Below are 25,076 nucleotides of genomic sequence, written 5' to 3' on the forward strand. Positions count from 1 at the left end.
AGGCAGGAGACGTTGATGACCTTACGCCGCGAAGAAACTGTCTGGATTCCGGAATCGGATCTTGAGGGTATGTCCGTTGATACCCTGGCGGTGAGGGCGGGGCAGATCCGCACCGGCCAGCTTGAGCACAGCGACGCCATATTTCCCACGTCCAGCTTTGTCTACGGCAGTGCCGCCCAGGCGGCTGCCCGTTTTGGCGGAGATGAGCCGGGCAACATCTACTCCCGCTTCACCAATCCGACGGTTCAGGCCTTCGAAGCCCGGATTGCGGCCATGGAAGGTGGCGAGCGGGCGGTGGCAACCGCCTCCGGCATGGCCGCCATCCTGAGCACCTGCATGGCGCTGCTGCAAAGTGGCGATCATGTTGTCTGCTCGCGGGGCGTATTCGGCACCACCAATGTGCTGTTCCAGAAGTACATGGCAAGGTTTGGGGTGGAAACCTCGTTTGTCAGCCTGACGGACATGGAAGAATGGAGCGCATCGGTGCGCCCGGAAACCCGCATGCTGTTCATTGAGACTCCGTCCAATCCGTTGTGCGAAGTAGCGGATATGGCCGGGCTGGCTCAGCTGGCCCGTGACAGCGATGCGCTGTTCGTGGTGGATAACTGTTTCTGCACTCCGGTCCTCCAGAGGCCACTGGAGCAGGGGGCGGATATCGTGATCCATTCCGCCACCAAATATCTGGACGGCCAGGGCCGGTGCGTCGGCGGCGTGGTGGTGGGCTCTGAAAAGATGATGGAAGAGGTCTACGGCTTCCTGCGGTCCGCGGGCCCGACCATGAGCCCTTTCAATGCCTGGGTTTTCCAGAAGGGCCTGGAAACCTTACCAATTCGTATGCGCGCCCATTGTGACAATGCGTTAGAGTTGGCCCTGTGGCTGGAACAGCAACCGGCGGTGGAATGTGTGTTCTATGCCGGGCTTGAGAGTCACCCCCAACACGACCTGGCGAAAAAACAGCAGAAGGGTTTCGGGGGGGTGTTGTCGTTCCGGCTCAAAGGCGCCCGTGAAGAGGCGTGGGGATTCATTGACGCTACCCGGATGATTTCCATCACCGCGAACCTGGGTGATGTCAAAACCACCATTACCCACCCGGCTACCACGACTCACGGGCGATTGTCGCCGGAGGACAAGGAACGTGCCGGGATCACGGAAAACCTGATTCGTATTTCCGTTGGGATTGAAGCAGTTGAAGACCTGAAAACCGACCTTGCAAGGGGCTTTCAGGCGCTTCGGAACGCAAGCACCGACAACGTCTGAGCATTCATGGCCGAATCCGCAAAAGCGAAAAGAGCACCACAGGAACTGACAGAGAAGCAGTTGCGCTTTCGCCGACTGGTTGCACAGGGCGCCCGTGAAGGCGCTGTGATTGCGTTAATTTCTCTCTGCATCTACCTGTCCATGGCACTGGTGACCTTCAGCCCTTCAGACCCGGGCTGGGCCAGTATCGGCCACGACACCAGCGTCCAGAACTACGCCGGTCGCACCGGCGCCTGGCTGGCCAGTCTGTTCATGGATTTCTTTGGCCATGTGGCTTACCTGTTCCCCCTGATGATTGCAGGCTACGCCCTGATGCTCATCCGTCGCCGCAATGATTCCCTGGATCTGCACTGGCCGCTCTTTCTGATGCGCTTTGGCGGATTTTTGCTGATTCTGCTCTCGGCAACCAGCCTTTTGTCGCTGTACTCGGTGTTCGGCCTTGGCGTATCGTCCGGTGGAGTGCTTGGAACGACGGTGGCGGATGCCATGGTGCGCTTCTTCAACCTGCCGGCAACCACTCTGCTTCTGATTGCTATTTTTCTGTTTGCCCTGACCGTCACTACGGGATTGTCCTGGTTCTGGCTGATGGATCAGGTGGGTAGCATGACCCTGAAAACCGGGTTGGCGATCAAGGGTTTGTTCAGCGGTGGCCGCAAACCGGCCACGGCCAGGCCGGATTCCCGGGAAGGGCCTGCACCAGGGTCTGCACCGAAGGCGGAACCGCCGGTTATCAAGGACCGAATACCCCCGACCGAAAAACCCGGAACTAGAGACAAGGCGACGGGCCGGCGATGGTGGCAGCACATCCCTGGCTTCGGTCCGAAAAAACCGAAAAAGCCCAAGGCAGCTACGAAGCCCTCCGGGGATCGTGTCGAACCGGGTCTGGACGGATTGTTTGCGACTGTTGATCCGGAGCCGGCGCGGCTCGAGAGCTTCAGCTCGCGGGACGAGGCGCCTGCCAGTGCCATCAAGCCTGAAAAATCGCAAAACGCAGCGGCCCCTCAGCCGGCAGGCCGTTCTCTGAAAATTTCACCGTTCAAGAAGGACGAACAGCCGTCCCGGTCAAACGACAAGAGCAACAAACAGCCATCGTTGCTGGAAGATATTGAAAGCCCGATCCCGCCCATTTCCCTGCTTGATCCCCCCGAGGAGCATCAGGAGAAGGGCTATTCGGAAGCATCCCTCGAGCATATGTCCCGATTGCTGGAAGAGAAGCTGGCGGACTTCGGGGTTTCCGTGGAAGTGGTCGAGGTTAATCCCGGCCCCGTTATCACCCGATTTGAAATCAAGCCTGCGGCCGGGGTAAAGGTCAGCAAAATCTCTAATCTTGCCAAGGATCTGGCCCGGTCACTGGCGGTACTGAGCGTTCGGGTTGTTGAGGTTATTCCCGGCAAATCCGTGGTTGGTATCGAGATTCCCAATGAAGAGCGGGAAATGGTCCGTCTCAGTGAAGTGTTGGGCGCGCGGGTATTCCAGGAGTCCAGCTCACCGCTGACCCTGGCGCTGGGTAACGACATCGGCGGCAATCCCATGGTGGCCAACCTGGCAAAGATGCCGCACCTGCTGGTAGCCGGCACCACCGGTTCCGGTAAATCCGTTGGCGTTAACGCCATGCTGCTGAGTATGCTGCTCAAGGCCGGCCCCGAAGATGTCCGCTTTATCATGGTTGACCCGAAGATGCTCGAGCTGAGCATCTACGATGGCATTCCCCACTTGCTGGCGCCGGTGGTCACCGACATGAAGGAAGCGGCCAATGCCCTGCGCTGGTGCGTTGCCGAAATGGAGCGGCGGTACAGGCTGATGGCCAGCCTCGGGGTTCGTAACCTCGCCGGTTACAACCGCAAGGTAAAGGATGCGGTGGCGGCGGGTGAGCCGCTGCTGGATCCGTTCTGGAAGCCGGACGAATACCTTGCCAATGACGAGCAGGAACGGCCAGAACTCGAAACGCTGCCGTTCATTGTGGTGGTGATCGACGAATTTGCCGACATGATGATGATCGTTGGCAAAAAGGTTGAGGAGCTGATTGCCCGGATTGCGCAAAAGGCAAGGGCGGCCGGTATTCACCTTATTCTGGCGACACAGCGCCCGTCCGTTGACGTGATCACAGGTCTGATCAAGGCCAATATTCCAACCCGGATGTCCTTCCAGGTCTCGTCCAAGATCGATTCCCGGACCGTGCTGGATCAGGGCGGCGCTGAACAGCTGCTGGGCCACGGTGACATGCTTTACCTGCCTCCGGGCTCTGGGTTGCCGGTCAGGGTGCACGGGGCGTTTGTGGATGATGACGAGGTTCATCGTGTGGTCAGTGCCTGGAAGGCCCGGGGCGAACCAGTGTACGTGGACGATGTGCTGAGCGGTGCCGAGGGTGAGAGCCTGCCGGGCGTGCCGAACCTGTCCGAAGGCGGCGACAGCGAGGGAGACGCCCTGTTTGACGAGGCAGTTGCCTTCGTCACCGAAGGTCGCCGTGTCTCGATTTCGTCCGTGCAACGGAAGTTCAAGATCGGGTACAACCGGGCTGCAAACCTGGTTGATGCCATGGAAGCATCGGGCGTGGTGAGCGCCGCGGGCCACAATGGCGCCCGCGAAGTTCTGGCTCCGCCTCCACCAAGAGATTAGGAGTAAGTTGTAATGCGACAGTCATTCCTGAACCGCCTGCTAACGCTGGCGTTTATTGGCTTCTTCACCAGTGTTGCCGTGGCTGGCGAAACCAATTCCAGCGCCGGGGCCGGTGAACTGGCCTCCCTGCTGGAAAGCTACGAATCCTACCAGGCGGATTTTATCCAGATCGTGGTCAACGGAAACGGCAACAAGGTGCAGGAAACCCGCGGTTCCCTGAAAGCCAAGCGTCCGGGCCTGTTCTACTGGGAAACCAGTGCGCCACTTTCCCAGTTTATCGTGAGCAACGGTGACACCGTTGAGGTCTACGATCCGGACCTGGAGCAGGTGACGATTCATAATCTGGACGACCGGGTGCAATCCACACCGGCACTGCTGCTCAGCGGTGAAGTGGATAACCTGGAAGAAACCTACCGGGTGTCCGGCCGCCAGATTGGTGACCATACCCGTGAGTTTACCCTGGAGCCACGAAGCCCGGATTCCCTGTTCATATCCCTGAGGCTGACCTTTTTCAAGGGGGAGTTGCAGGAAATGCGAATGCAGGACTCCCTGTCCCAGATCAGCATTCTGAGCTTTGACCGGATCAGGCTGAACGAGCCGGTTGAAGCCAGCGCCTTTACCCTCGAATACCCGGAGGGCGTCGATATTATCCAGGACGGGGCCTGATGCAGGACAGCCTGTTCACGGAAGCCGGAGGCTTCCGGCCTCTTGCTGCGAGAATGCGGCCGGCAACCCTCGACGACTATGTCGGGCAGGCCCACCTGGTCGGCCCGGGCAAGCCCCTCAGGCGTGCGGTGGAGCAGGGGCAACTCCACTCGATGATCCTCTGGGGGCCTCCCGGTGTTGGTAAAACCACCTTTGCCCAATTGCTGGCCAACGTCGGTGACCTGAGTTTCGAGACGGTTTCAGCCGTTCTGAGCGGCGTGAAAGAGATTCGCGCTGTCGTCGAGCGGGCCCGCAACCGAAAGCAGTCCCAGGGGCGGGACACTCTGTTGTTCGTGGACGAGGTCCACCGGTTCAACAAAAGCCAGCAGGATGCCTTCCTGCCGCACATCGAAGACGGCACTTTCATTTTTGTCGGTGCCACCACCGAAAACCCTTCCTTTGAGCTGAACAGCGCACTGCTGTCGCGCACACGTGTCTACGTACTCAGGAATCTCGGGGAAGAGGACATTCTCCGGCTGTTGCGACGTGCGCTGGTAGTCGGGGAGGGGTTTGGCGGCCGCCTGATGGTCGAAGACGACGTGTTAACCCTGATGGCTTCGGCCTCCGGCGGAGATGCACGTCGTGCGCTGAATATTCTGGAAGTGGCTGCCGATCTTGCCGAGCCGGACGCGGCAGGAAACGACCGGATAACGGCGGATCAGCTTGAGCAGGTCATGCAGACCAGCCTGCGCCGTTTCGATAAAGGCGGTGATGTGTTCTACGATCAGATTTCCGCCCTGCATAAGTCGGTTCGCGGTTCCGACCCGGATGGTTCGCTTTACTGGCTGTGCCGGATGCTGGATGGTGGCTGTGATCCGCTGTATGTGGCCCGGCGACTGGTTCGTATTGCCAGTGAAGACATCGGCAATGCCGACCCCCGCGCCTTGCAATTGAGCATGGAAGCCTGGGATGCCCAGGAGAGGCTCGGCTCACCGGAGGGTGAACTGGCTCTTGCCCAGGCCGTTACCTATCTGGCGCTGGCGCCCAAGAGTAATGCCGTCTACAAGGCCTTTAACCGGTGCATGGCGGATATCCGCCAGGACCCGGACTACGAAGTACCGGTGCACCTTCGAAATGCGCCAACCAAACTGATGAAAAGCATGGGCCACGGGGACACCTACCGGTATGCCCACGACGAACCCGAGGGGTTTGCAGCCGGGGAGTCCTACCTTCCCGAAGCCATCCACCAGCGCCGGTATTATGAGCCCGTCAATCGTGGTCTGGAAATCAAGCTGGCCGAGAAACGCCAGCGGCTTGATTCCCGCAACACTGAAAGTCCCCGTAAACGCTACCGCTGAGCCTTTCACTGCGGTAGCCACCAGCACCAGTGCGGGTATAATGGCCAGTCAATCATTACATCGCTAACCGGAAGACTCAGGATAATCATGCTCGATCCCAAACGTGTCCGTACCCAGACAGAAGAGATCGCCCGTCGGCTGGCCATCAAGAATTTCGAATTCGATACCGCCACCTTCGAGCAGCTTGAGGAGCGCCGTCGTGCCCTGCAGGTGCGCACGGAAACTCTGCAGAGCGAGCAGAACAAACGGTCCAGATCGATCGGCAAGGCCAAGGCCGCCGGTGAGGACATCCAGCCGTTGCTGGACGAAGTGGAAAATCTGAAGACGAAGAAATCCGGGGCGGAAGATGAGCTGCGCGCACTTCAGGAAGAGCTGAACGCTTTCCTGGCCGGCATTCCCAATCTTCCGGATGAAGACGTTCCCGCCGGCGAGAGCGAAGAGGATAACCTTGAGGTCCGTACCTGGGGCACTCCGAAGCACTTCGATTTCGAGCCCAAAGACCACGTCGCCCTGGGTGACAGCCTGAACGGCCTCGACTTCGAGACCGCAACCCGCCTTGCCCATTCCCGGTTTGCAGTGATGCGTGGCCCTGTGGCCCGTCTTCATCGTGCTCTGGCCCAGTTCATGCTGGATCTGCACACCCGTGAGCACGGTTATCTGGAGACCTACGTTCCCTATCTGGTGAATGCCGATACGCTGTATGGAACCGGCCAGCTGCCGAAATTCGAGGAAGACCTTTTCAAGACAGAAGGGGAAAATCCACTTTACCTGATCCCGACCGCCGAAGTGCCGGCCACAAACCTGGTGTCTGACAGCATTCTGGACGCCAAAGAGCTGCCCCTGAAGATGGTCTGCCATACCCCGTGCTTCCGCAGCGAAGCCGGTTCCTACGGCCGTGACACCCGCGGCATGATCCGCCAGCACCAGTTCGATAAGGTAGAGCTCGTCCAGGTGGTGCGCCCCGAAGACTCCGAAGCCGCCCTGGAAACGCTGACCGGCCATGCCGAAAAGGTGCTTCAGTTGCTGGAGCTGCCTTATCGCGTCGTCGCGCTGTGTGGCGGCGATATGGGCTTTTCCGCCGCCAAGACCTATGATCTGGAAGTCTGGCTGCCGGGGCAGGACAAGTTCCGTGAGATCTCCTCCTGTTCCAACACCCGCGATTTTCAGGCACGGCGCATGCATGCACGTTGGCGAAACCCGGAAACCGGGAAGCCTGAACCTGTTCATACCCTGAACGGTTCCGGCCTTGCTGTTGGCCGTGCCCTTATTGCGGTTATGGAGAACTATCAGCAGGCCGATGGCAGCATTCTGGTTCCGGAAGTTCTGAAGCCGTACATGGGAGGCATTGACCAAATCCAATGAGTGATCAACCAGAAAGCGCACCAGGAACGGGCGTTGGTGCACGCCCTGCACCGGTCCGGTACAGGGTTAATCCGGTTACCTCGAATCCGAACACATCCGCAGGTGAGGTGGCCCTTGTCGGGGCCGGCCCTGGTGACCCTGAGCTGCTGACTCTCAAGGCCTGGCGGCTGATCACCTCGGCGGAGGTGGTACTCTACGACCGCCTGGTCTCACCGGAAATACTGGCTTTGATTCCCGAATCGGCAGAGATGATCCACGTCGGGAAGCAACGGGCCAACCACACCTTGCCCCAGGATCAGATTAACCAGCGTCTGGTGGATCTGGCCAGGCAGGGCCGCAAAGTGGTTCGCCTGAAGGGCGGTGATCCGTTCATTTTCGGCCGGGGTGGGGAAGAGATCGAAACCCTGGCGGAGGCGGGGGTGCGCTTCCAGGTAGTGCCGGGTATTACCGCGGCCTCCGGCTGCGCCGCCTATGCCGGCATACCACTGACCCATCGGGATCATGCCCAGTCGGTCCGGTTCGTTACCGGCCACCTCAAGAACGATACCTGCGACCTGCCCTGGAAGGACTTTGTCCAGAACAACCAGACTCTGGTGTTCTACATGGGGCTGGTGGGTCTGCCCATCATCTGCCGGCAGCTGATCGACCATGGTATGTCTGAAGACATGCCTGTGGCGCTGGTATCAAGGGGAACCACGAAAGAGCAGCGTGTGGTGACTGGCAATCTCTGCAACATTGTAGACAGGGTGGAGGCGGACGCGGTTCAGGCGCCGACCCTGGTGATTATCGGCCAGGTTGTGACATTAAGGGACCGGCTGGACTGGGTAGGTGGTGTGACGGGGAGCTGAGGCTCCCCGTTCTGATACTGATGGCGCCTAGCCGATCTTGCGTTTCGGCAGCACATCCTTCAGCTTCTCGCGCATATCCCGGACAGCTTTCTCCGTGGTTGGCCAGTCAATACAGGCGTCGGTCACGGAGACGCCGTATTTCAGGTCGGCCAGATTGCCGGGAAGAGGCTGGTTGCCCCAGTTGATGTTGCTCTCAACCATCAGGCTCTGGATTGAGGAGTTACCCTCAAGAATCTGGTGGGTCACATCCTGCATAACCAGCGGCTGGATAGCCGGGTCCTTGCTGGAATTGGCGTGACTGCAATCGATCATCACGGACTTGCGCAGGCCGGCCTTGTCCAGTGCCTGCTCGCACAGGGCCACACTGACGGAATCGTAGTTGGGCTTGCCGCCACCGCCACGCAGAACAACGTGGCCATAGTTATTACCCCTGGTTCGGATGATGGCCACCTGGCCTTGCTGGTCAATGCCCAGGAAACTGTGGGGGTGTGAGACAGACTTCATGGCGTTGACCGCCACATCGAGGCTGCCATCGGTGCCGTTCTTGAAGCCGATCGCCATGGACAGGCCACTGCTCATTTCCCGGTGCGTCTGGGATTCCGTAGTACGTGCGCCGATGGCGGACCAGGCGATGGTGTCCTGGAGATACTGGGGGGAGATCGGATCGAGTGCCTCGGTGGCCGCCGGCAGTCCAAGCTCATTGATGTCCAGCAGCAAACGGCGGCCGATATGCAGCCCCTGCTCAATATCAAAAGTGTCGTTCAGGTGCGGATCGTTGATCAGGCCTTTCCAGCCAACGGTAGTACGGGGCTTTTCAAAATAGACGCGCATTACGATCAGCAGGGTGTCACTGACTTCGTCGGCCAGTTTCTTCAGTCGCGTGGCATAATCCCGGGCGGCTTCAACGTCGTGAATGGAGCAGGGGCCAACGACCACGAACAGCCGGTGGTCTTTGCCGTCCATAATGTCGTAGATAGCCTGGCGACCCTTGGATACGGTCTCAGCGGCCTTCTCGGAGAGTGGCATCTCCTTTTTCAGCGCTTCAGGAGTGATCAGTGTTTCCTGGCTCGCCACATTCAGATTCTCTAGCTTGTTGCCCGACATGTTGTTCTGTTTCCCCGATTCTGATCCTTGCAACCCTGATGTGCGATCGACGGTGCCGGCAGAGTTACAGATTGACGCGAATAACACCGGTGCAATGTTGCGGTAAACCCCGGCGAGTTGGTTATACTGCGTCATTTACAGGGTCTTTTCAACGCTTCTTAAGTACGGGGAACGGATGTCACGATACAGGCAGAGACCGCAGGATGTGCCTTCCCGACGGGCGGTTTCGGGCAAAATAGACGACGTCCTGGCCGGTATCCGGGTTCCTGATCTTCCGTACCCTGCCGGAAAGCTTGCACCGGATGCCATAAGCGACTGGCGCCCATTGCTGCTCTCCTGCTGGTCTGAACAACGGGATGAACGCGTTACCCAGGTTATCCGCTCCGTACACTTGGAGTGGTCGGCCCGCCAGATCAACGCTGCCTATGTTGCCGATCGCATCATGGATGTTTTCCTCAAAACCAGCGGCTTGCACCCGGGCCTCGCCCGCAGGATTGCACGGCTCAGGTTTTACTTCGCCTGGCGAATGAACCTTGATGGTAAAAAAACATTCAGCGAAACCCTGCTGGCGTGGCTGGACAGTTTGCAGGAGTGGCGTGGCTGGAACGATTCCGGAGGTCGTTCCGGCAAGGTTCTGCTTGATCAGCTTGATGCCCTTGTAATTGCCGTGTCGGCAAGTTTCGAATCCGGCAGCGTGGAATCCCTGGAAGCCTTTTGCCAACAGTGGCAGGAAGATGCGGCCAAACGAAATGCCCAGGCCGGAAAACTCAGGCAGCGGCTGCTGGAGACGGAGCACGGGGCGGCCAGACAACGCAAGGCAGACCAGGTTTCAAGGGCGCTGATCGGGCGCGCATTACAGGGGCGCCGGGTGCCTGTGTCCATCGTCCGGTTTATCCTGGATTACTGGCAGGGTCTGCTGAAACAGTCGGTATGGGATTCCGGCCTGGAGGGTGAAACCTTCCGGCACGCCAGCAAGCTCCTTGAATGGCTGGTCTGGATTGGCGACCCTTCGCTCTCGGATAAAGACCGGAACCGGCTCTATCATGTGGGGGAGCAAATCGGAGACCGGATTCTCGACGTCTGGGGCAGGGTGCACAACAGGCCCTTACCAGCAGATGCGCTGTCCGGCATTGAGGCCGTTATGGTGTCCCGGCTTCGGGGTGAGGTGCCGGACCTGGTTGATGCCCTTCCGGCGGCCGGCAGCTTTCAATGGGATCCGGCCTGGCTGGGGTTCGAAACGCCGCCGAAAGAAGCATTCGAATCCTTTGAGGGCCAGTGGTTTGTCGAAGGTGAAGGTTTGGGCGAGCAACGCCGCTTTTTCTATGCGTTTCTGGGCGAATCGGCAGAAATTCTCTGGACAAACGGTGCCGGCGTAAAATTGGGGCTTCAGCCCTGGGGTGACTTCCAGCAGGCTTTGGGTAAGCAGCAACTCCGGACAATGCCGACACTCACGCCTTTTGGCAAGGTGCTTGCGGAGACCGTGGAGCTGTTGGCCCGCGTGTGTAACAAGCAACGCCGCCTACGGGAACAGGCCGCCGAGGCTGCCAGAGTGCGGGCGGAAGAACTCCGGCGCGAGAAAGAGGTGGCCCAGGAACGCCGCAGGGAGCTGGAGGCGGCAAGGGAAGCGGAACTTGAACGCCAACGGCAGGCAGTGGAAGAGCAGCGTATAGCTGACGAGAAGGCCGGGCAGGAACGAATCCGAATGGAGAAAACGCTTCTGGCCGAGAAGCAGGTCGACGGCATCAAGCTGGGTGGCTGGATTGTCGTGCAGCCAGACGACGCTTCGGAAGAGCCGGCAAGGCTGAAACTGGCAGTACGAATCAACGCCTCCAGAAAACTGGTGTTTGTAGACCGGCTGGGACTCAACCGGCGCGAGTTTATTGAAGACGGGCTGGTAGGGGGTATTGTTGAGGGGCGGATCCGGGTTCTCGGAACCTCCGCAGAATTCGATGACACCCTCAGCAGGGTAGTTGGCCGTATCCGGGTAGGCCGAAATTGATCGCTGATGCAGGAATAACAACAATGACAGATAACGATTACAGCTTCGGAACGCAGCACGAACCCTGTATTGATCAGGATAACCGGGCGGATTACCGGCTGACTGCCCGGGCCCGGGCTATTCTGGCGCTCGAATCCGGTCCTCCGGGAACGTTGGAAGATGCCGGGCCTGCTGGCAAGGAACTGGTATGTGGTATTCGCGATATTTCGGCCGGCGGGCTTTGCCTGTTTTCTGCCGAGCCGGTCTCACTGGATGCACTGCTACCGGCGATGGTGTTTCTGGGCAATCACGACCAGCCCTTCCAGTTGATGGTGGAAGTGGTCTGGTGCCGGCCCCACGAGTCTGCCTTTTTGGTGGGCGTGCGGATTATCGAGTCCGACGAAACCGCATACATTGAGTGGGTGGAGGCGGTGGCCAGGGCCATGTCCGAGGGCTGACGGCGGGGCTGAGGGAGTGCAGCCAGTCAAGGTTACAATCCGTCAGACGAAAAAAGCCGGCATCAAGCCGGCCCTTTCGCTGATTCAGCGGGGAGGGAAAACCTACTCTTCCAGTTCGCCCATACCGGTGATGTTGAAACCGGCGTCGACGTACATGATCTCGCCGGTAACGCCACTGGCCATGTCCGATCCCAGAAACGCGGCGGCGTTACCCACTTCATCAATGGTTACATTGCGACGAAGCGGTGCGCGCCTGGCATTTTCCGCCAGCATTTTCCGGAAGCTCTTGATGCCGGAAGCGGCCAGCGTCTTGATCGGGCCCGCGGAAATGCCGTTCACGCGGATGCCGTCCCGGCCGAGGCTGGCAGCCATGTAGCGAACGTTTGCTTCAAGGGATGCCTTGGCAAGGCCCATGACGTTGTAATTCTGCAGAACCTTTTCAGCCCCCAGGTAGCTCAGGGTGATCAGGGAACTGCCTTCATGCATCATGCCGCGGGCGCCCTTGGCCAGGGCGACAAAGCTGTAGGAGCTGATGTCGTGGGCGATTCGGAAGCCTTCGCGGGTGGTCACGTCAACATAGTTGCCATCAAGCTCGTGGCCCGGAGCATAGCCAACCGCGTGCACGATGATGTCGATGTTGTCCCAGTGTTTGCCGAGCTCCCTGAAGACATTTTCGATTTCGTCGTCGCTGGCGACATCGCAGGGGAAGGTCAGCTTGCTGCCCCATTGTTCCGCGAATTTTTCAACCCGTGGCTGCAGCTTTTCATTCTGGTAGGTAAACGCCAGTTCGGCGCCTTCCCGGGCGAAAGCCTCGGCAATGCCGTAAGCGATGGACAGTTTGCTGGCTACGCCAACGATCAGTGCTTTCTTGCCACTGAGGATTCCCATGGATCGTTCTCCCTGTGTTCCTGATTTTGGTGCATTATCCCTGATGTGGTCTGGCCAGGGTAACGCTCAAATAGTCGTAGTTGTGTTCTGGTAAAAGAACGCGGCATTCAGCAGCTCGCGAGTATAGTCCGCGCGGGGTAAGCGGAAGATGTCGGCCGCGTTTCCGTATTCAACAATCCGGCCATGCTGCAGCACCAGCAGTTTATGGCTGAGGGCACGCACAACGGCCAGATCGTGGCTGATAAAGATATAGCTTAGACCATAACGGGCCTGGATATCCCGCAACAGCTCAATTACCTGCTTCTGGACGGTGCGGTCCAGGGCCGAGGTAGGTTCGTCGAGAATAATCAGATCCGGTTGCAGCACCAGCGCCCGGGCAATGGCAATCCGCTGGCGTTGGCCCCCGGAGAATTCATGGGGGTAGCGGTGCCGTGCCTCCGGATCCAGGCCAACATCGGTGAGCGCCCGGATCACTTTCCGGTCATGTTCACTGGCGTTTTCCCGATCATGAATTTCCAGGCCCTCACGGACAATTTCGGCAATCGACATCCTCGGGCTGAGGCTTCCGAACGGATCCTGGAACACGATCTGAACCCGGCGGCGCCAGGGGCGGAACTCTTTCTGGTTGAGAAACGCCAGTTCTTCTCCCGCCAGGCGGATGCTGCCGGTGCTGGCGGTGAGCTTGAGCAGGGCGTGGCCAATGGTCGTTTTGCCACTGCCGCTTTCACCGACAATGCCGAGGGTTTCACCGCGGTTCAGTTCAAATCCGGCGCTCTGTACGGCATGAAACGACTCTTTTACCTTGCCAAACAGGGTTTTCCGGATAGCAAAGCGAACGTCCAGCTGGTCAACAGTAAGCAGTGCCTCGGCATTCTGCCCCAATGCCAACGGCGCTTCTGGTGGTTCCGCATCCAGAAGCTTTTTGGTGTAGGCATGCCGGGGGGACGAAAACAGGTCTTTTGTATCTGCTTCCTCCACCAGTTTGCCGTGTTCCATCACCGCAACCCGATCCGCGTAGCGGTGCACGATGGAGAGATCGTGGGTAATCAACAGAATTGCCATGCCCAGCTTTTTCTGTAGATCCCGGAGCAGCTCCAGCACCTGTTTTTGCACGGTTACGTCCAGCGCCGTCGTCGGTTCGTCCGCAATCAGAAGATCCGGCTCGTTGGCCAGGGCCATGGCAATCATCACCCGTTGTTTCTGGCCGCCGGAGAGCTGATGCGGGTAGGCGCCCAGTTTGCTTCCCGGGTTCTGTATGCCCACCAGCTCCAGCAGTTCCAGACACCGTCGCCTGGCCCGTGGCCCCCGCATTCCCTTGTGCAGTTCCAGTGTCTCGCTGATTTGCTTTTCCACCGTGTGCAGCGGGTTCAGGGAAGTCATCGGCTCCTGGAAGATCATCCCGATCTCGCGGCCGCGGATCTGGCGCATTCGCTTTTCGGTGGCGGCCAGCAGGTCTTCGCCCCGATAGCGGATCTGCCCGCTCGGGTAACGGGCATGGCGTGCATCCAGAAGGCGCAGGATCGAAAGCGCGGAAATGGATTTCCCGGAGCCGCTTTCACCCACCAACGCCAGTGTCTCGCCCTCGCGAATAGCCAGTGACAGGCCATCAACCGCCGCCGGGCCCTGATCGAACCGGATAGAAAGATCGGAAATCTGAAGCAGGTGGTTCATATCAGCTCTTTCTCGGATCAAAGGCATCACGAACGGCTTCGCCGACAAACACCAGCAGGGTGAGCATCAGTGACAGGGACACGAACGCGGAAATCCCGAGCCAGGGTGCATGGAGATTGGCTTTGCCCTGGGCGATCAGTTCGCCGAGGGATGGCGAACCCGAGGGCAGGCCAAAGCCCAGAAAATCCAGGGAGGTCAGACCGGTAATCGCCCCGGTCAGGATAAACGGTAAAAAGGTGAGGGTGGCCACCATGGCATTGGGCAGGATATGCCGGAACATGATCTTGCCGTTGTCCAGCCCCAGCGCCCGGGCAGCCTTCACATATTCGAAATTACGGGCCCGCAGGAACTCTGCACGTACCACATCCACCAGCCCCATCCAGCTGAAAAGCAGCATGATCCCAAGCAGCCACCAGAAATTTGGCTGAACAATACTGGAAAGAATGATTAACAGATACAGCACTGGCAGGCCGGACCAGATCTCAATAAAGCGCTGACCCAGCAGGTCGATTTTGCCACCGTAAAAGCCCTGAACGGCGCCGACAATGACTCCGACAATGCAACTGGCGATGGTCAGTGTCAGACCAAAGAGCACAGAAATCCGGAAGCCATAGATTACCCTGGCAGCGACGTCCCGCCCCTGGTCATCGGTTCCCAGCCAGTTCTCCGCGCTGGGCGGCGCCGGTGAGGGGACCTCAAGATCGTAATTGATCGTGTTGTAACTGAACCGGATGGGTGGCCAGAGCATCCAGCCATTGGCCTTGATCTCGCCGGCAATAAAAGGGTCCCGGTAATTGGCCTCGGTAGGCAGGAAGCCGCCATACGTTTCCTCCGGCACCGATTCAACAACCGGAAAATAGAACTCTCCCTTGTAGGAAACAATGAGAGGGGAGTCGTTGGCGATCAGCTCAGCCACCAGGGAAAGGCCGAAGAGAGCGAGGAAAAGCCAGAGAGACCAGAACCCCCGTCGGTTGTTCCGGAAGTTTCTCAGTCGTCTTTGCTGAACGGGTGTCAGAGACCGGAAGCTCACGCACCCTCCCGGCTTTCAAAGTCGATTCGCGGGTCCACCAGTACGTAGGTGATGTCGCTGATCAGTTTCAGAATCAGGCCCATCAGTGTGAATATGTACAGGGTACCGAAAATCACCGGATAGTCCCGGTTCAGGGCGGCTTCGAAGCCCAGGAGCCCCAGACCATCCAGGGAAAAAATGACTTCGATAAGTAGCGAGCCCGTGAAGAACAGGGCAACAAGCACACCGGGCAGGCTGGCGATAACGATCAGCATGGCGTTACGGAACACGTGCCCGTATAGCACTTCTTTTTCACCAAGCCCCTTGGCCCGGGCAGTCACCACATACTGTTTTCCGATTTCATCAAGGAAGGAGTTTTTGGTGAGCAAAGTCAGCGTGGCGAAACCACCGATAACGTTAGCCGTAACCGGCAGTGCCAGATGCCAGAAGTAATCACCGACCTTCTGGTACCAGGCCAGCTCCTCGAAATTCGAGGACGTGAGGCCCCGCAGGGGGAACCAGTCGAAATAGCTGCCGCCGGCAAACAGGACAATCAGCAGGATGGCGAACAGGAAACCCGGAATGGCATAGCCGACCACGATGGCCGAGCTGGTCCATACATCGAACCGGGAGCCGTCGCTGACGGCCTTGCGGATGCCCAGGGGAATGGAAATGAAATAGATAATCAGGGTTGACCAGAGGCCGAGGGATATGGACACGGGTATTTTGTCCAGGATCAGATCGATAACACTTCTTTCCCGAAAGAAGGAGTCTCCGAAGTTGAAAGTGGCGTAGTCTCCAAGCATCTTGAAAAAGCGCTCGTGGGCCGGCTTGTCGAAGCCGTACATCACTTCGATTTCTTTCAGAAGCTCATCGGGGATGCCACGGGAGCTGCGGCTGTCGCCGGAGGAGTCCGCTACCTCACCGCCGCTGCCACCGCCGGACGCTCTGGCCAGGGCGCTGCCGCCGTGGCCTTCCATTTCCGCAATGAGCTGCTCAATCGGGCCGCCCGGCGCGGCCTGCACGATGACAAAATTGAGCAGCATGATCCCGATCAGCGTGGGGATAATCAGCGCCAGACGCCTGAGTATGTAGATGCCCATTTATCGGCGGATTCCTCAGGGCTTCGCCCACCAGTTGTTCAGATCAACGCCGTTTTTCGGGGTCTCTGCGGGACGCCGGAGGAAATTCCAGTAGGCCACCCGGTCCCGGGTCAGATGCCAGTGAGGAATCACGTAATGGCCGTTCAGCAGGACCCGGTCAAGGGCCCTTACACGATGTACCAGCTCTTCCCGGTCTGGTGCCTGAATGACTATATTGACCAGCTCGTCGACAACGGGATCACTCACGCCCATGTAATTCCTGGATCCCTTCGCGTCTACCGTTGAGGAATGCCAGTACTCCCGCTGCTCGTTACCCGGTGAGTCAGACTGACCGAAGACCTGGGTGATCATGTCGTAATCGAACTCACGGAGACGCTGAATGTACTGGTTGCTGTCCACCAGGCGAACTGTTACATCAATACCAAGGCGGGCAAGATTGTTCTTGAAGGGCAGGACAACCCGTTCAAAGCTTTTCTGAAACAACAGGATCTCGAAAGCCAGTGGTTCTCCGGTTTTCCCATGTACCATCTTGCCGTCCCGGATTTCATACCCCGCTTTCCTGAGAAGCTCCAGCGCGGTTTTAAGGTTCTGCCGCAAACCAGACTGACCGTCTGTCTCTGGTGGTGTGTATTCTTCGGTAAAGACATCGTCATCGAGCTGATCCTGGAAAGGTTCCAGTATTTCCAGTTCCCGGCCTTGTGGAAGGCCTGTCGATGCCAGTTCACTGTTTTCGAAATAGCTGTCCGTACGGGTGTACTGGCCGAAGAACAGGTTTTTGTTGGTCCACTCAAAGTCGAATCCATAGGCAAGGGCTTCACGGACCAAAGGGTCGGAAAACACGTCTCTGCGGGTGTTGAAGGCAAAACCCTGCATACCGGTCGGGCGATGATGCTCAATGGCCTCTTTTACGATCGTGCCGTTTTCAAATTTTTCACCGGTATAGGCGGTGGCCCAGTTCTTGGCGGAGGACTCGAGGCGGAAGTCAAAGCTGCCGGCCTTGAAGCCTTCCAGGGCGACGGTGTCGTCGGTATAGTAGTCGTAGGTAATCTGGTCGAAGTTGAACCGGCCTTTGCGTACACCCAGGTCCCGGGCCCAGTAGTTATCCATCCTCTGATAGGTGATCGAGCGCCCGGCCTCAAAGCTGCCGATGCGGTAAGGACCACTGCCAACCGGCGGAGTAAGGCCGTTCTCTCCAAACTCCCGGTCTTCCCAGTAATGGGCCGGAAGTATCGGCATCTGCCCCAGAATCAGTGGCAGTTCCCGGTTACTGGTGCCGCTGAAATCAAAGCGGACACGGTGGGAGCCTTCAATGGTGACCTTGCTGACATCCGCGTAATAGTTTCTGAAAAAGGGGTGGCCCTTGGTGGTAAGGGTCTCAAAGGAAAACTTCACATCTTTGGCGGTGATCGGTTCGCCATCCTGAAATCTTGCCTGTTCCCGGAGGTTGAACACCACATAACCGCGGTCTTCCGGTGTTTCCAGGGATTCTGCAATCAGGCCATAGGCTGAAAACGGCTCATCATCGGAGGATTCCAGGAGGGTGTCGTAAAGGTAGGTGCTGATGCCCGCAGCGGCCACGCCCCGGATATCGAAGGGGTTGAAGGAATCAAACCCGTTGGCAACCACGGCCATCTTCAGGGTGCCGCCTTTAGGCGCTTTTGCATTCACATAGTCGAAGTGGCTGAATCCGGCCGGGTATTTCGGCTCGCCGTGCATGGCGATGCCATGCTTCGGTTCAGCCGTTCCAGCGGCAGAAACCGGGGAGAAAACGGGTATGGCGACGAACGCCAGTACGGAAAAGAGTGACGTAAGGGTTGAGGCTTTCCGTGTTCTTGTCATGAGTCTCGCGCGTCAGGGACTGTTTCGGATATCAACGTAGAGTACCAGACTTTGTCCGGGTTGCAGATAACGTGACATCTTCAGGTCGTTCCAGCTTGCGATGTCCTGCACATTTACGGAAAAACGGCTGGCAATACGGGCCAGGGAGTCGCCTTTGCGAACACGGTAACCCACCTTCCGAACCATCGCCTCGCCTCGTGCGCTGTTGGCTGCCAATACCGTCGGTTGGCTGGTCTTCGACCAGATAACCAGCTCCTTGCCGGGCATCAGGGGGTCTCCCGGTGCCATGCCGTTCCAGGCTGCAACCTCGCGAACTGACACCCGGTGCTCCCGGGCAATGTCCCAGAAGGTATCGCCCTTGCGAACAGTGTACCGAACCTTGCTGCCGTCCCGCTCCCGGGACTGTTTGCGGTTAAGGCGCTGGGAAGCACTGAGTACATAGGCGTCACTGCCCTTGGAGGCAGAGGGAATAAGCAGGCGTTGGCCAATCCGGATCAGGTCACTGTTCAGGTTATTGACCTGCTGAAGCACCGACGGTGTGGTCGAAAAGTTGCGGGAGATGGAGTTCAGGCTATCGCCGGATTTCACCACATAATTGCGCCAGGAAACCCGGTTTTTGGCCGGTATCTGCGCCAGTGCCGACCGGAAGGTTTCCGCATTTTCAACCGGCACCAGCAAACGGTGCGGGCCTTCAGGAGTGGTTGCCCAGCGGTTGTAAGAAGGGTTGAGCAGGTAGATTTCATCAATGTCCACGCCGGCCATTTCCGCTGCCTGCGCAAGATCCAGTTGGGATCCGGTTTCGACGATCTCGAAATGGGGTTCGTCCTTCAGCGCGGGCAGTTCAATGCCATAGGCCTCGGGATCGTCAAAGATCTTTGCCAGCGCGATCAGTTTCGGCACATAGTGGCGGGTTTCCCGCGGCAACTGAAGTGACCAGAAATCGGTGGGCCTGTTGCTGTTGCGATTACGGCGCATGGCGCTGGACACAGTGCCACCACCGCTGTTATAAGCGGCCAGCGCCAGCGTATGGTCACCATCGAACCGGTTTGCCAGCCGTTCAAGATAGGTAAGAGCCGCATCGGTGGCAGCCACAACGTCGCGCCGTTCATCGTGCCACCAGTTCTGTCTCAGACCGAAATGTTTCCCGGTTGAGGGAATGAACTGCCAGAGGCCGGCTGCGCGACCATGGGAGTAGGCGAAGGGATCGAAGGCACTCTCAACAACGGGTAAAAGGGCGTATTCCGCTGGAAGCCCGCGCTTTTCCGTCTGGTTCAGAATGTAATACAGGTAACGGCTTCCCCGCTCAACCACTCGGTCGATATAGCCCGGGTGACTCGCATACCAGTTCAGTTGATCACGAACACGCTCATTGTCCACGTCATGATTCAGTACAAACCCGGAACGGAGTTTTGCCCAAAGGTCTTTCTCAACAACCTCCGCCTCAGGGGGTTCCTGGACCGGATTGTCGAGCTTGTCGCGGGCATCCCTCGCCGCAGCCTTGAGCTCGGGCGCTATGGCTTCATCCAGCGGCTCATTACGGGCAGCATCTCGGTTCTCTCCGGATACAACGGACTGTTTAAGGCCGTCGTCTCCCGCTGCTACAGTGACTTTTTCGGAGTTCAGGGGATTATCCTGAGCCTGTCCATCCAGAATACTGCACCCGCTGACGAGGGCTCCGGTGAGAAACAAAAACGACAATTGTCTGACCGACATAAGAGACATCCGGTTCCAGATTGAAGCCGGGTCCCACGTCTGAAAATCCGGCATATTGAATAATTTACGGTCACAAAGTTGCAACGATTCTATGGGACCGCTTTTCAAGGGGTCAAGAAACCTCTCGTTACGTCGATGAGAGGATTTGTTAATCGCGTGTACCCCGGCGTCAGAAGTTGTCCTTGCCATGTCGGATGGCGGCAAATATGGCGTTGTCCGAATCGGCCGGCAGCCCCTGCCTGGTACAGTAGGACCGGGCGGCATCGACCACCGCAGGATCGTCCCAGCGCAGAAACGGGTTGAGGCGCTTTTCATCTGCCAGAACTGAAGGCACTGTCGCTTTGCCGGCGTCCCGCGCCGTCCGGCACTGTTCCTCAAAATCTTTCAATGCGTCGTCCTGGGGTAGCCAGCTACGGGCGAAGCGAAGGTTCGCCAGGGTATATTCATGAGCGCAATAGACGGCGGTCTTTCCGGGCAAAGCCCGAAGGGTCTGCAGCGATTGGCGCATCTGCTCCGGCGAGCCCTCAAACAAACGACCACAACCGCATACAAACAGGGTGTCGCCGCAGAACAGAACCGGCCGGCCTGCAACCTCCACATCGGTAAAGTAGGCAATGTGATCGAGGGTATGGCCAGGAACACCGAGCACCTGGAAGGTAATGTCTTCCCAGATCACCTCATCTCCCGGGTGCACCTTGTTGGTACTGCCCTGGAACGGAGAGTCCGCCGGACCGGTCACCCGGCAGTCAGGGAAGGCGGATCGGAGTTCTTTAACGCCTCCCACATGGTCCGGATGGTGATGGGTGACCAGAATGGTGTCCAGAGTCAGGTGCTGTTCAGCCAGGTGGTCCAGAACCGGTTGCGCCTGCCCGGGGTCCACGATCAGGGCTTTGCCATTGGAGGTGTCAGACAGACACCAGATATAGTTGTCACTGAACGCAGGTATCGCGGAGATGGTCAGCATAGGGCCCCACATGTGCTTATCGAATGTGACTGATATGATAGAGCATTAAATACAAGGCCCCAACCACGGGTTCGGCCTTCACGGAGTGGCGCAACGGTGAGTGATTCCGACGCAGTTGATTTTTCGGCCAGGCATGAAAGTTTCGAGCGCTGGTTCCAGACCCCCCTGGGAAGGGCGCTGCTCGCCGATCAGCGGCGGTTTGTCGATGCGGAGTTGCAGCACCTGACCGGGGCGAGGCAGCTTCAGGTTGGCGTGAGCCACCGGCTTCCTCTGGCCACCGGCACCGATTTTGCCCAGCGAATCATGACAACCCCCCGGTGGAATCCTCAGATACCCGATGGCGTTGCCATTTGTGACGCCGACGAGCTGGCATTTCCCGGTGATTCCATGGATCTGGTGGTGCTGCATCACACCGCGGATTTTTCATCCTATCCTCACCAGGTTATCCGGGAGGCCGCGCGGGTGCTCAGGGGGGAGGGCACCATGGCCCTGATCGGTTTCAATCCCATCAGTCTCTGGGGTGTGCGGAAACTCATATCCCGGAGCAATGAGGGTCCCTGGGGCGGTCGTTTCCTGCTGCGGGGGCGCATGGAAGACTGGCTTCGCCTGCTGGGCTTCAACGTTGAGGCATCTGTTACGCGTTTTTTCAGATCACCGTTACAAAGAAGTGGCCGGAAGGCCGTCAGCCGGATTGACAATCGGCTATCCGGGAACAGGTTCCTGCCAGTGGGTGCCTATTACTGTATCCTTGCCAGGAAGCGCGTGCATGCCCGGCTTCCCAGGCGACCTGCCTGGCGCCAGAACAAGGTGATCAGCCTGTCAGGCACCGGAACGGTCGGTGCCTCAAGGGGGTGCAGGCGAAACGGAACACCGGTGCACCGAGTGGAATGACACATCGATTGACTGATTCAGGAGAGTGAATGGCTGGCAAGGTAATCCTTTACACTGATGGTGCCTGTAAGGGCAATCCGGGCCCGGGAGGCTGGGGCGTTGTATTGCGTTACGGCGACAGCCGAAAAACGCTGCACGGCGGCGAGGCAGGGACCACCAACAACCGAATGGAGCTTATGGCGGCTATCCGGGGGCTGGCAGCTCTCAAGCGCCCCTGTGAGGTGGAGCTGTTCACTGACTCGCAGTATGTCCGCAAAGGCATCACTGAATGGATGGCCGGGTGGAAGCGCAACGGCTGGAAAACGTCTGCCAAAAAGCCGGTAAAGAACGAAGATCTCTGGCGTGAGCTGGACGCCGAAGTGGCAAGACACACAGTCAACTGGCACTGGGTCAAGGGGCATTCCGGCGTTCCTGACAACGAACTGGCGGACGAACTCGCCAACCGCGGGGTTGAAGAGCTCGCCAATGCTTGATTCCCCGATGAACAGACTGCAGATAACCGGGTACAGGTAATGAGACAGATTGTACTGGATACAGAAACCACGGGCATTGATCCGGCAGAAGGCCATCGGATCATCGAGATTGGCTGTGTTGAATTAATGGAGCGCCAGCTCACAGGGCGCAACTACCATGTCTACATTAATCCGGAGCGTGAGGTTGAGGCCGAAGCCATCACCATTCACGGCATTACCAACGAATTCCTTGTCGACAAGCCAAAGTTTGCTGAAATCGCCGACGAGTTCTTCGAGTTTATCAAGGGGGCCGAGCTGGTCATCCATAATGCCGCGTTTGATGTGGGCTTCATGGATGCCGAATTCGCACGCCTGAAACCGGTGCGAAAAACCGCTGATCATTGTGGCGTTGTGGATTCCCTTGCCATTGCCCGGGCACGGCATCCGGGCCAGAAAAACAACCTGGATGCTCTGTGCAAGCGTTACGGTGTTGATAACAGTAACCGGGAGCTTCACGGAGCGTTGCTGGACGCCGAGATCCTGGCCGATGTCTATTTGCTGCTGACGGGCGGCCAGACCGCGCTGTCCCTGGATGCCAGCGCGGAAAACGGCGGCGGTGCCAGCGGTATCCGCAGACTGTCGTCAGACAGGGGACCGCTGCCCGTGGTCCGGGCTTCCGAAGCGGAAAGTGACGCCCACAAGGAATTCATGTCCCTCCTTGAAAAACAGGCCGGCGAAACCGTGTGGGGCAAACTCCGGAGCACGGAATGAGAACTGGGTCAGCCTGTACCAAATGTTACATTCCGCCTTTCTTGAGCTACTTGAGTTTTGTGTTATAAGTAATGATAAGTTCGCTAGTTTTTTGCGAACTTGCTTTGGCCGGAAAAGGGTTCGACCGGCTCACAACAAAAAGGCCTGGTCGGCCATTGCCGGGCCAATGTCCACCAAAGAGGATGCGGTAGTCTCCGCAAAGTTAACGGGAAGCGTTTATGGTTCAGTCGTCTCTCGCGACGAAATCGCAGTCGTTTGATCTGGTCAAGAGTGAAATAGAACAGACCATCAAGCAGGCAGAATCCAGCCTTGAACGCTTTCAGGAAAACCGCGAAAGGGGTGAGGATCTCCAGAATTGTGTTGATTTCGTCAATCAGCTTCGGGGTATTTTTATTCTCGTGGAGCTGCGGGGCGGCACCCTGCTTTGCCAGGAAGCGGTGACCATGGCCAACGACGTACCCGTTGGCGCCAATGACGATAAAAACATCCTCCTGACCACACTGAACAGCGCACTGTTTATCCTTCGCCGTTACGTGGAGTACTACCACCAGCAACGGGAAGATCATCCCGAACTTCTTTTGCCGGTTATTAACGATCTCCGGGAAGCCCGCAGGGAAAAACCCTATCCCGAATCCTGTTTTTTTGATGTTGACGTCAAGGTGCGGCCGGATTTCTGTGCCGGTTTTTCCGTTCAGTCTTTCGAGGGTGACGAGGCCGGGTACGAAATACTGGCCCGGCGCATGCGTCTTACTTTCCAGATTGCACTTCTGGGAATGCTCCGTGAGCGTAACGATGCGGTGAACAAAAAACTGATCGGCCGCGCGGCGCGAGGTTTCGCCCGTCTATGCCGGGGTGCGCCCATGGGCCAGATGTGGTGTCTGGTGGGTATTGTGGCTGAGACCATGCTTGATCGGGCCATGATGATCACCAAAGCCCGCAAGCGCATGTTCATGCGGATTGAAAAGTACGCCCGGGAAGTGGTTTATGTCGGCAAGATAGCAACAACCAAGGACGCACCGGATTCGCTGATCCGTGATCTGGTCTATCTGCTTTACCGGAGCGGTTCCAGCAAACCGGAAGTCATCCAGGTTCTTTCTGCCTACCATCTCGCTCCGGCCGACTACTCGGATGCCATGCTCGAAGCCCATGCCCGTCGCCTGTATGGCCCGGGCACCGACGTGCTCAAATCCCTGTCGGAAGCCCTGCAGGATGAACTGAACCAGCTTAAAGACAAACTGGACATCATCGAGCGCGGAATTGAGCCAGATCTTGCGGAGCTGTCTTCCATTGCGGACGCGCTGGAGCGCCTGGCCAACACCCTGGTTATGCTTGATCTGAACAAGCTGGCGGCTGTTTCAAGAGAGGAGGCCGGCAAACTGCGTGGCTGGGAAGAAGAATCCCGCCTGCCGGGTGACGACGAACTCTATCGCCTTGCCGACTCGGTTCTCGGTATCGAAGACGCAGTCATGCAGATTGTAACCCGTGGTATTACCTCGGAGACCGATGCCCTGGCCAGCGGCGAAAGAAAGCGGGAAGAGTCCGTGTATCTGAGGGAAGCCCTTTACGTGGTTGCCGATGAAGCCCGCGGTGCGCTGACCCTGGCAAAACGGGCGATAACCGCCTTTATTGAATCCGACTACGACAAACTCCACCTCGCCAACCTGCCGGTCACACTCCACAGTATCTGGGGCGGTTTACAAATGGTGAACGACCCCGCCTCTGCCAGTGTTCTTGAGCGGGTTGCAGCGTCAATTCAGGAGCGCCTGCTGGATGCCAAAGAGACCCCGGCCGAACAGGTGCTGGAGGCACTGGCGGATGCCCTGACGTCCCTGGAATACTACATAGAAAGCATCGGCAAGAGCGAAGACCACAACCTTGACCTGCTTAAACTCGCCGAATCGTCGTTGGACGATGTAGGGCTTTGAGCAGGCGAGGGCAGCGGTCCGGTTCTGAGGCCAGTAATTGATTCCGGGCATAAAAAAACCCGCGCAAAACGCAGGTTTTTCTGATTGGTGCGCCAGGCATGGCGCGTAGCGCCTTGACGGGCGCTGTTCCGGTACAGGTGGTGCTGGCCGGATGACTTGGGGGTGCAAGTCCCCTGTGGGCCCGGTAAGGGGAACCACTAGCCGGACGGCAAGGGTGTCCATCG

At 58.1% G+C, this 25,076-nt stretch carries 20 protein-coding genes; 12 read left to right on the forward strand and 8 right to left on the reverse strand.

Features of this window, described 5'->3' with window-relative positions; translation table 11 throughout:
• The first annotated feature begins 15 nt into the window (after positions 1 to 15).
• The 6 genes from AC13C0_RS05875 (at position 16) to cobA (ending at position 8,086) form a co-directional block, all read left to right on the forward strand.
• Positions 16 to 1,257 carry an O-succinylhomoserine sulfhydrylase gene (locus AC13C0_RS05875; protein WP_341582014.1) on the forward strand — a complete coding sequence of 414 codons (1,242 nt, stop codon included), beginning with the start codon at positions 16 to 18 and terminating at the stop codon, positions 1,255 to 1,257.
• 6 nt (positions 1,258 to 1,263) lie between these two features.
• Positions 1,264 to 3,873, forward strand: a complete 2,610-nt coding sequence (locus AC13C0_RS05880; protein ID WP_482954106.1) for a DNA translocase FtsK — start codon at positions 1,264 to 1,266, stop codon at positions 3,871 to 3,873.
• Positions 3,874 to 3,885: 12 nt separating this feature from the next.
• Complete coding sequence (lolA, locus tag AC13C0_RS05885) at positions 3,886 to 4,539, forward strand: outer membrane lipoprotein periplasmic chaperone LolA (protein ID WP_482954107.1); 654 nt, start codon at positions 3,886 to 3,888, stop codon at positions 4,537 to 4,539.
• Complete coding sequence (locus AC13C0_RS05890; protein ID WP_482954108.1) at positions 4,539 to 5,876, forward strand: replication-associated recombination protein A; 1,338 nt, start codon at positions 4,539 to 4,541, stop codon at positions 5,874 to 5,876. The genes lolA and AC13C0_RS05890 overlap by 1 nt, the downstream gene beginning before the upstream one ends.
• Positions 5,877 to 5,963: 87 nt before the next feature.
• Complete coding sequence (gene serS, locus AC13C0_RS05895; protein WP_482954109.1) at positions 5,964 to 7,238, forward strand: serine--tRNA ligase; 1,275 nt, start codon at positions 5,964 to 5,966, stop codon at positions 7,236 to 7,238.
• Entirely contained in the window at positions 7,235 to 8,086 is an 852-nt protein-coding gene (cobA, locus tag AC13C0_RS05900) for a uroporphyrinogen-III C-methyltransferase (RefSeq protein ID WP_117617217.1), read from the forward strand. The genes serS and cobA overlap by 4 nt, the downstream gene beginning before the upstream one ends.
• Positions 8,087 to 8,113: 27 nt before the next feature.
• Here cobA and AC13C0_RS05905 read toward each other — a convergent pair whose 3' ends face one another.
• The gene (locus AC13C0_RS05905) at positions 8,114 to 9,190 is read right to left on the reverse strand and encodes a 3-deoxy-7-phosphoheptulonate synthase (protein WP_117617216.1); all 1,077 of its coding nucleotides are present in this window, start codon (positions 9,188 to 9,190) and stop codon (positions 8,114 to 8,116) included.
• 175 nt (positions 9,191 to 9,365) lie between these two features.
• Here AC13C0_RS05905 and AC13C0_RS05910 point away from each other — a divergent pair, with 175 nt between their 5' ends.
• Together AC13C0_RS05910 and AC13C0_RS05915 are read left to right on the forward strand one after the other, a co-directional pair.
• The gene (locus AC13C0_RS05910) at positions 9,366 to 11,189 is read left to right on the forward strand and encodes a DUF1631 family protein (RefSeq protein WP_482954110.1); all 1,824 of its coding nucleotides are present in this window, start codon (positions 9,366 to 9,368) and stop codon (positions 11,187 to 11,189) included.
• A gap of 23 nt (positions 11,190 to 11,212) precedes the next feature.
• The gene (locus tag AC13C0_RS05915) at positions 11,213 to 11,626 is read left to right on the forward strand and encodes a PilZ domain-containing protein (RefSeq protein ID WP_482954111.1); all 414 of its coding nucleotides are present in this window, start codon (positions 11,213 to 11,215) and stop codon (positions 11,624 to 11,626) included.
• A gap of 102 nt (positions 11,627 to 11,728) precedes the next feature.
• Here the strand turns inward: AC13C0_RS05915 and AC13C0_RS05920 are convergent, their stop codons facing one another.
• The 7 genes from AC13C0_RS05920 to gloB all read right to left on the reverse strand — a co-directional run bounded on the left by AC13C0_RS05920 (position 11,729) and on the right by gloB (position 20,813).
• Entirely contained in the window at positions 11,729 to 12,514 is a 786-nt protein-coding gene (locus AC13C0_RS05920) for an enoyl-ACP reductase FabI (protein WP_117617213.1), read from the reverse strand.
• Between the two features lie 66 nt (positions 12,515 to 12,580).
• Positions 12,581 to 14,185, reverse strand: coding sequence for an ABC transporter ATP-binding protein (locus AC13C0_RS05925; RefSeq protein ID WP_482954112.1), 1,605 nt, complete (start codon positions 14,183 to 14,185; stop codon positions 12,581 to 12,583).
• Between the two features lies 1 nt (position 14,186).
• The gene (locus AC13C0_RS05930; protein ID WP_117617211.1) at positions 14,187 to 15,215 is read right to left on the reverse strand and encodes an ABC transporter permease; all 1,029 of its coding nucleotides are present in this window, start codon (positions 15,213 to 15,215) and stop codon (positions 14,187 to 14,189) included.
• A complete protein-coding gene (locus AC13C0_RS05935) occupies positions 15,212 to 16,297 on the reverse strand; it encodes a microcin C ABC transporter permease YejB (RefSeq protein WP_117617210.1) in 1,086 nt (361 codons plus the stop codon). Before AC13C0_RS05935 ends, AC13C0_RS05930 begins: the two co-directional genes overlap by 4 nt.
• Positions 16,298 to 16,312: 15 nt before the next feature.
• Entirely contained in the window at positions 16,313 to 18,136 is a 1,824-nt protein-coding gene (locus AC13C0_RS05940; protein WP_482954113.1) for an extracellular solute-binding protein, read from the reverse strand.
• Positions 18,137 to 18,148: 12 nt separating this feature from the next.
• Positions 18,149 to 19,849, reverse strand: a complete 1,701-nt coding sequence (locus tag AC13C0_RS05945; protein WP_482954114.1) for a lytic transglycosylase — start codon at positions 19,847 to 19,849, stop codon at positions 18,149 to 18,151.
• 169 nt (positions 19,850 to 20,018) lie between these two features.
• On the reverse strand, positions 20,019 to 20,813 hold the full coding sequence (gene gloB / locus AC13C0_RS05950) for a hydroxyacylglutathione hydrolase (protein WP_482954115.1): 795 nt from the start codon (positions 20,811 to 20,813) through the stop codon (positions 20,019 to 20,021).
• A gap of 96 nt (positions 20,814 to 20,909) precedes the next feature.
• Here gloB and AC13C0_RS05955 point away from each other — a divergent pair, with 96 nt between their 5' ends.
• From AC13C0_RS05955 to AC13C0_RS05970, 4 genes are all read left to right on the forward strand, one after another.
• Positions 20,910 to 21,704, forward strand: coding sequence for a class I SAM-dependent methyltransferase (locus AC13C0_RS05955; protein WP_482954116.1), 795 nt, complete (start codon positions 20,910 to 20,912; stop codon positions 21,702 to 21,704).
• 29 nt (positions 21,705 to 21,733) lie between these two features.
• A complete protein-coding gene (gene rnhA / locus AC13C0_RS05960) occupies positions 21,734 to 22,177 on the forward strand; it encodes a ribonuclease HI (RefSeq protein ID WP_117617205.1) in 444 nt (147 codons plus the stop codon).
• A 39-nt stretch (positions 22,178 to 22,216) separates the two neighbouring features.
• The gene (gene dnaQ, locus AC13C0_RS05965) at positions 22,217 to 22,927 is read left to right on the forward strand and encodes a DNA polymerase III subunit epsilon (RefSeq protein ID WP_482954117.1); all 711 of its coding nucleotides are present in this window, start codon (positions 22,217 to 22,219) and stop codon (positions 22,925 to 22,927) included.
• 218 nt (positions 22,928 to 23,145) lie between these two features.
• Entirely contained in the window at positions 23,146 to 24,852 is a 1,707-nt protein-coding gene (locus AC13C0_RS05970; protein WP_482954118.1) for a FimL-related protein, read from the forward strand.
• Positions 24,853 to 25,076 lie beyond the last annotated feature (224 nt).

The sequence above is a fragment of the Marinobacter sp. B-21 genome (assembly GCF_056857895.1).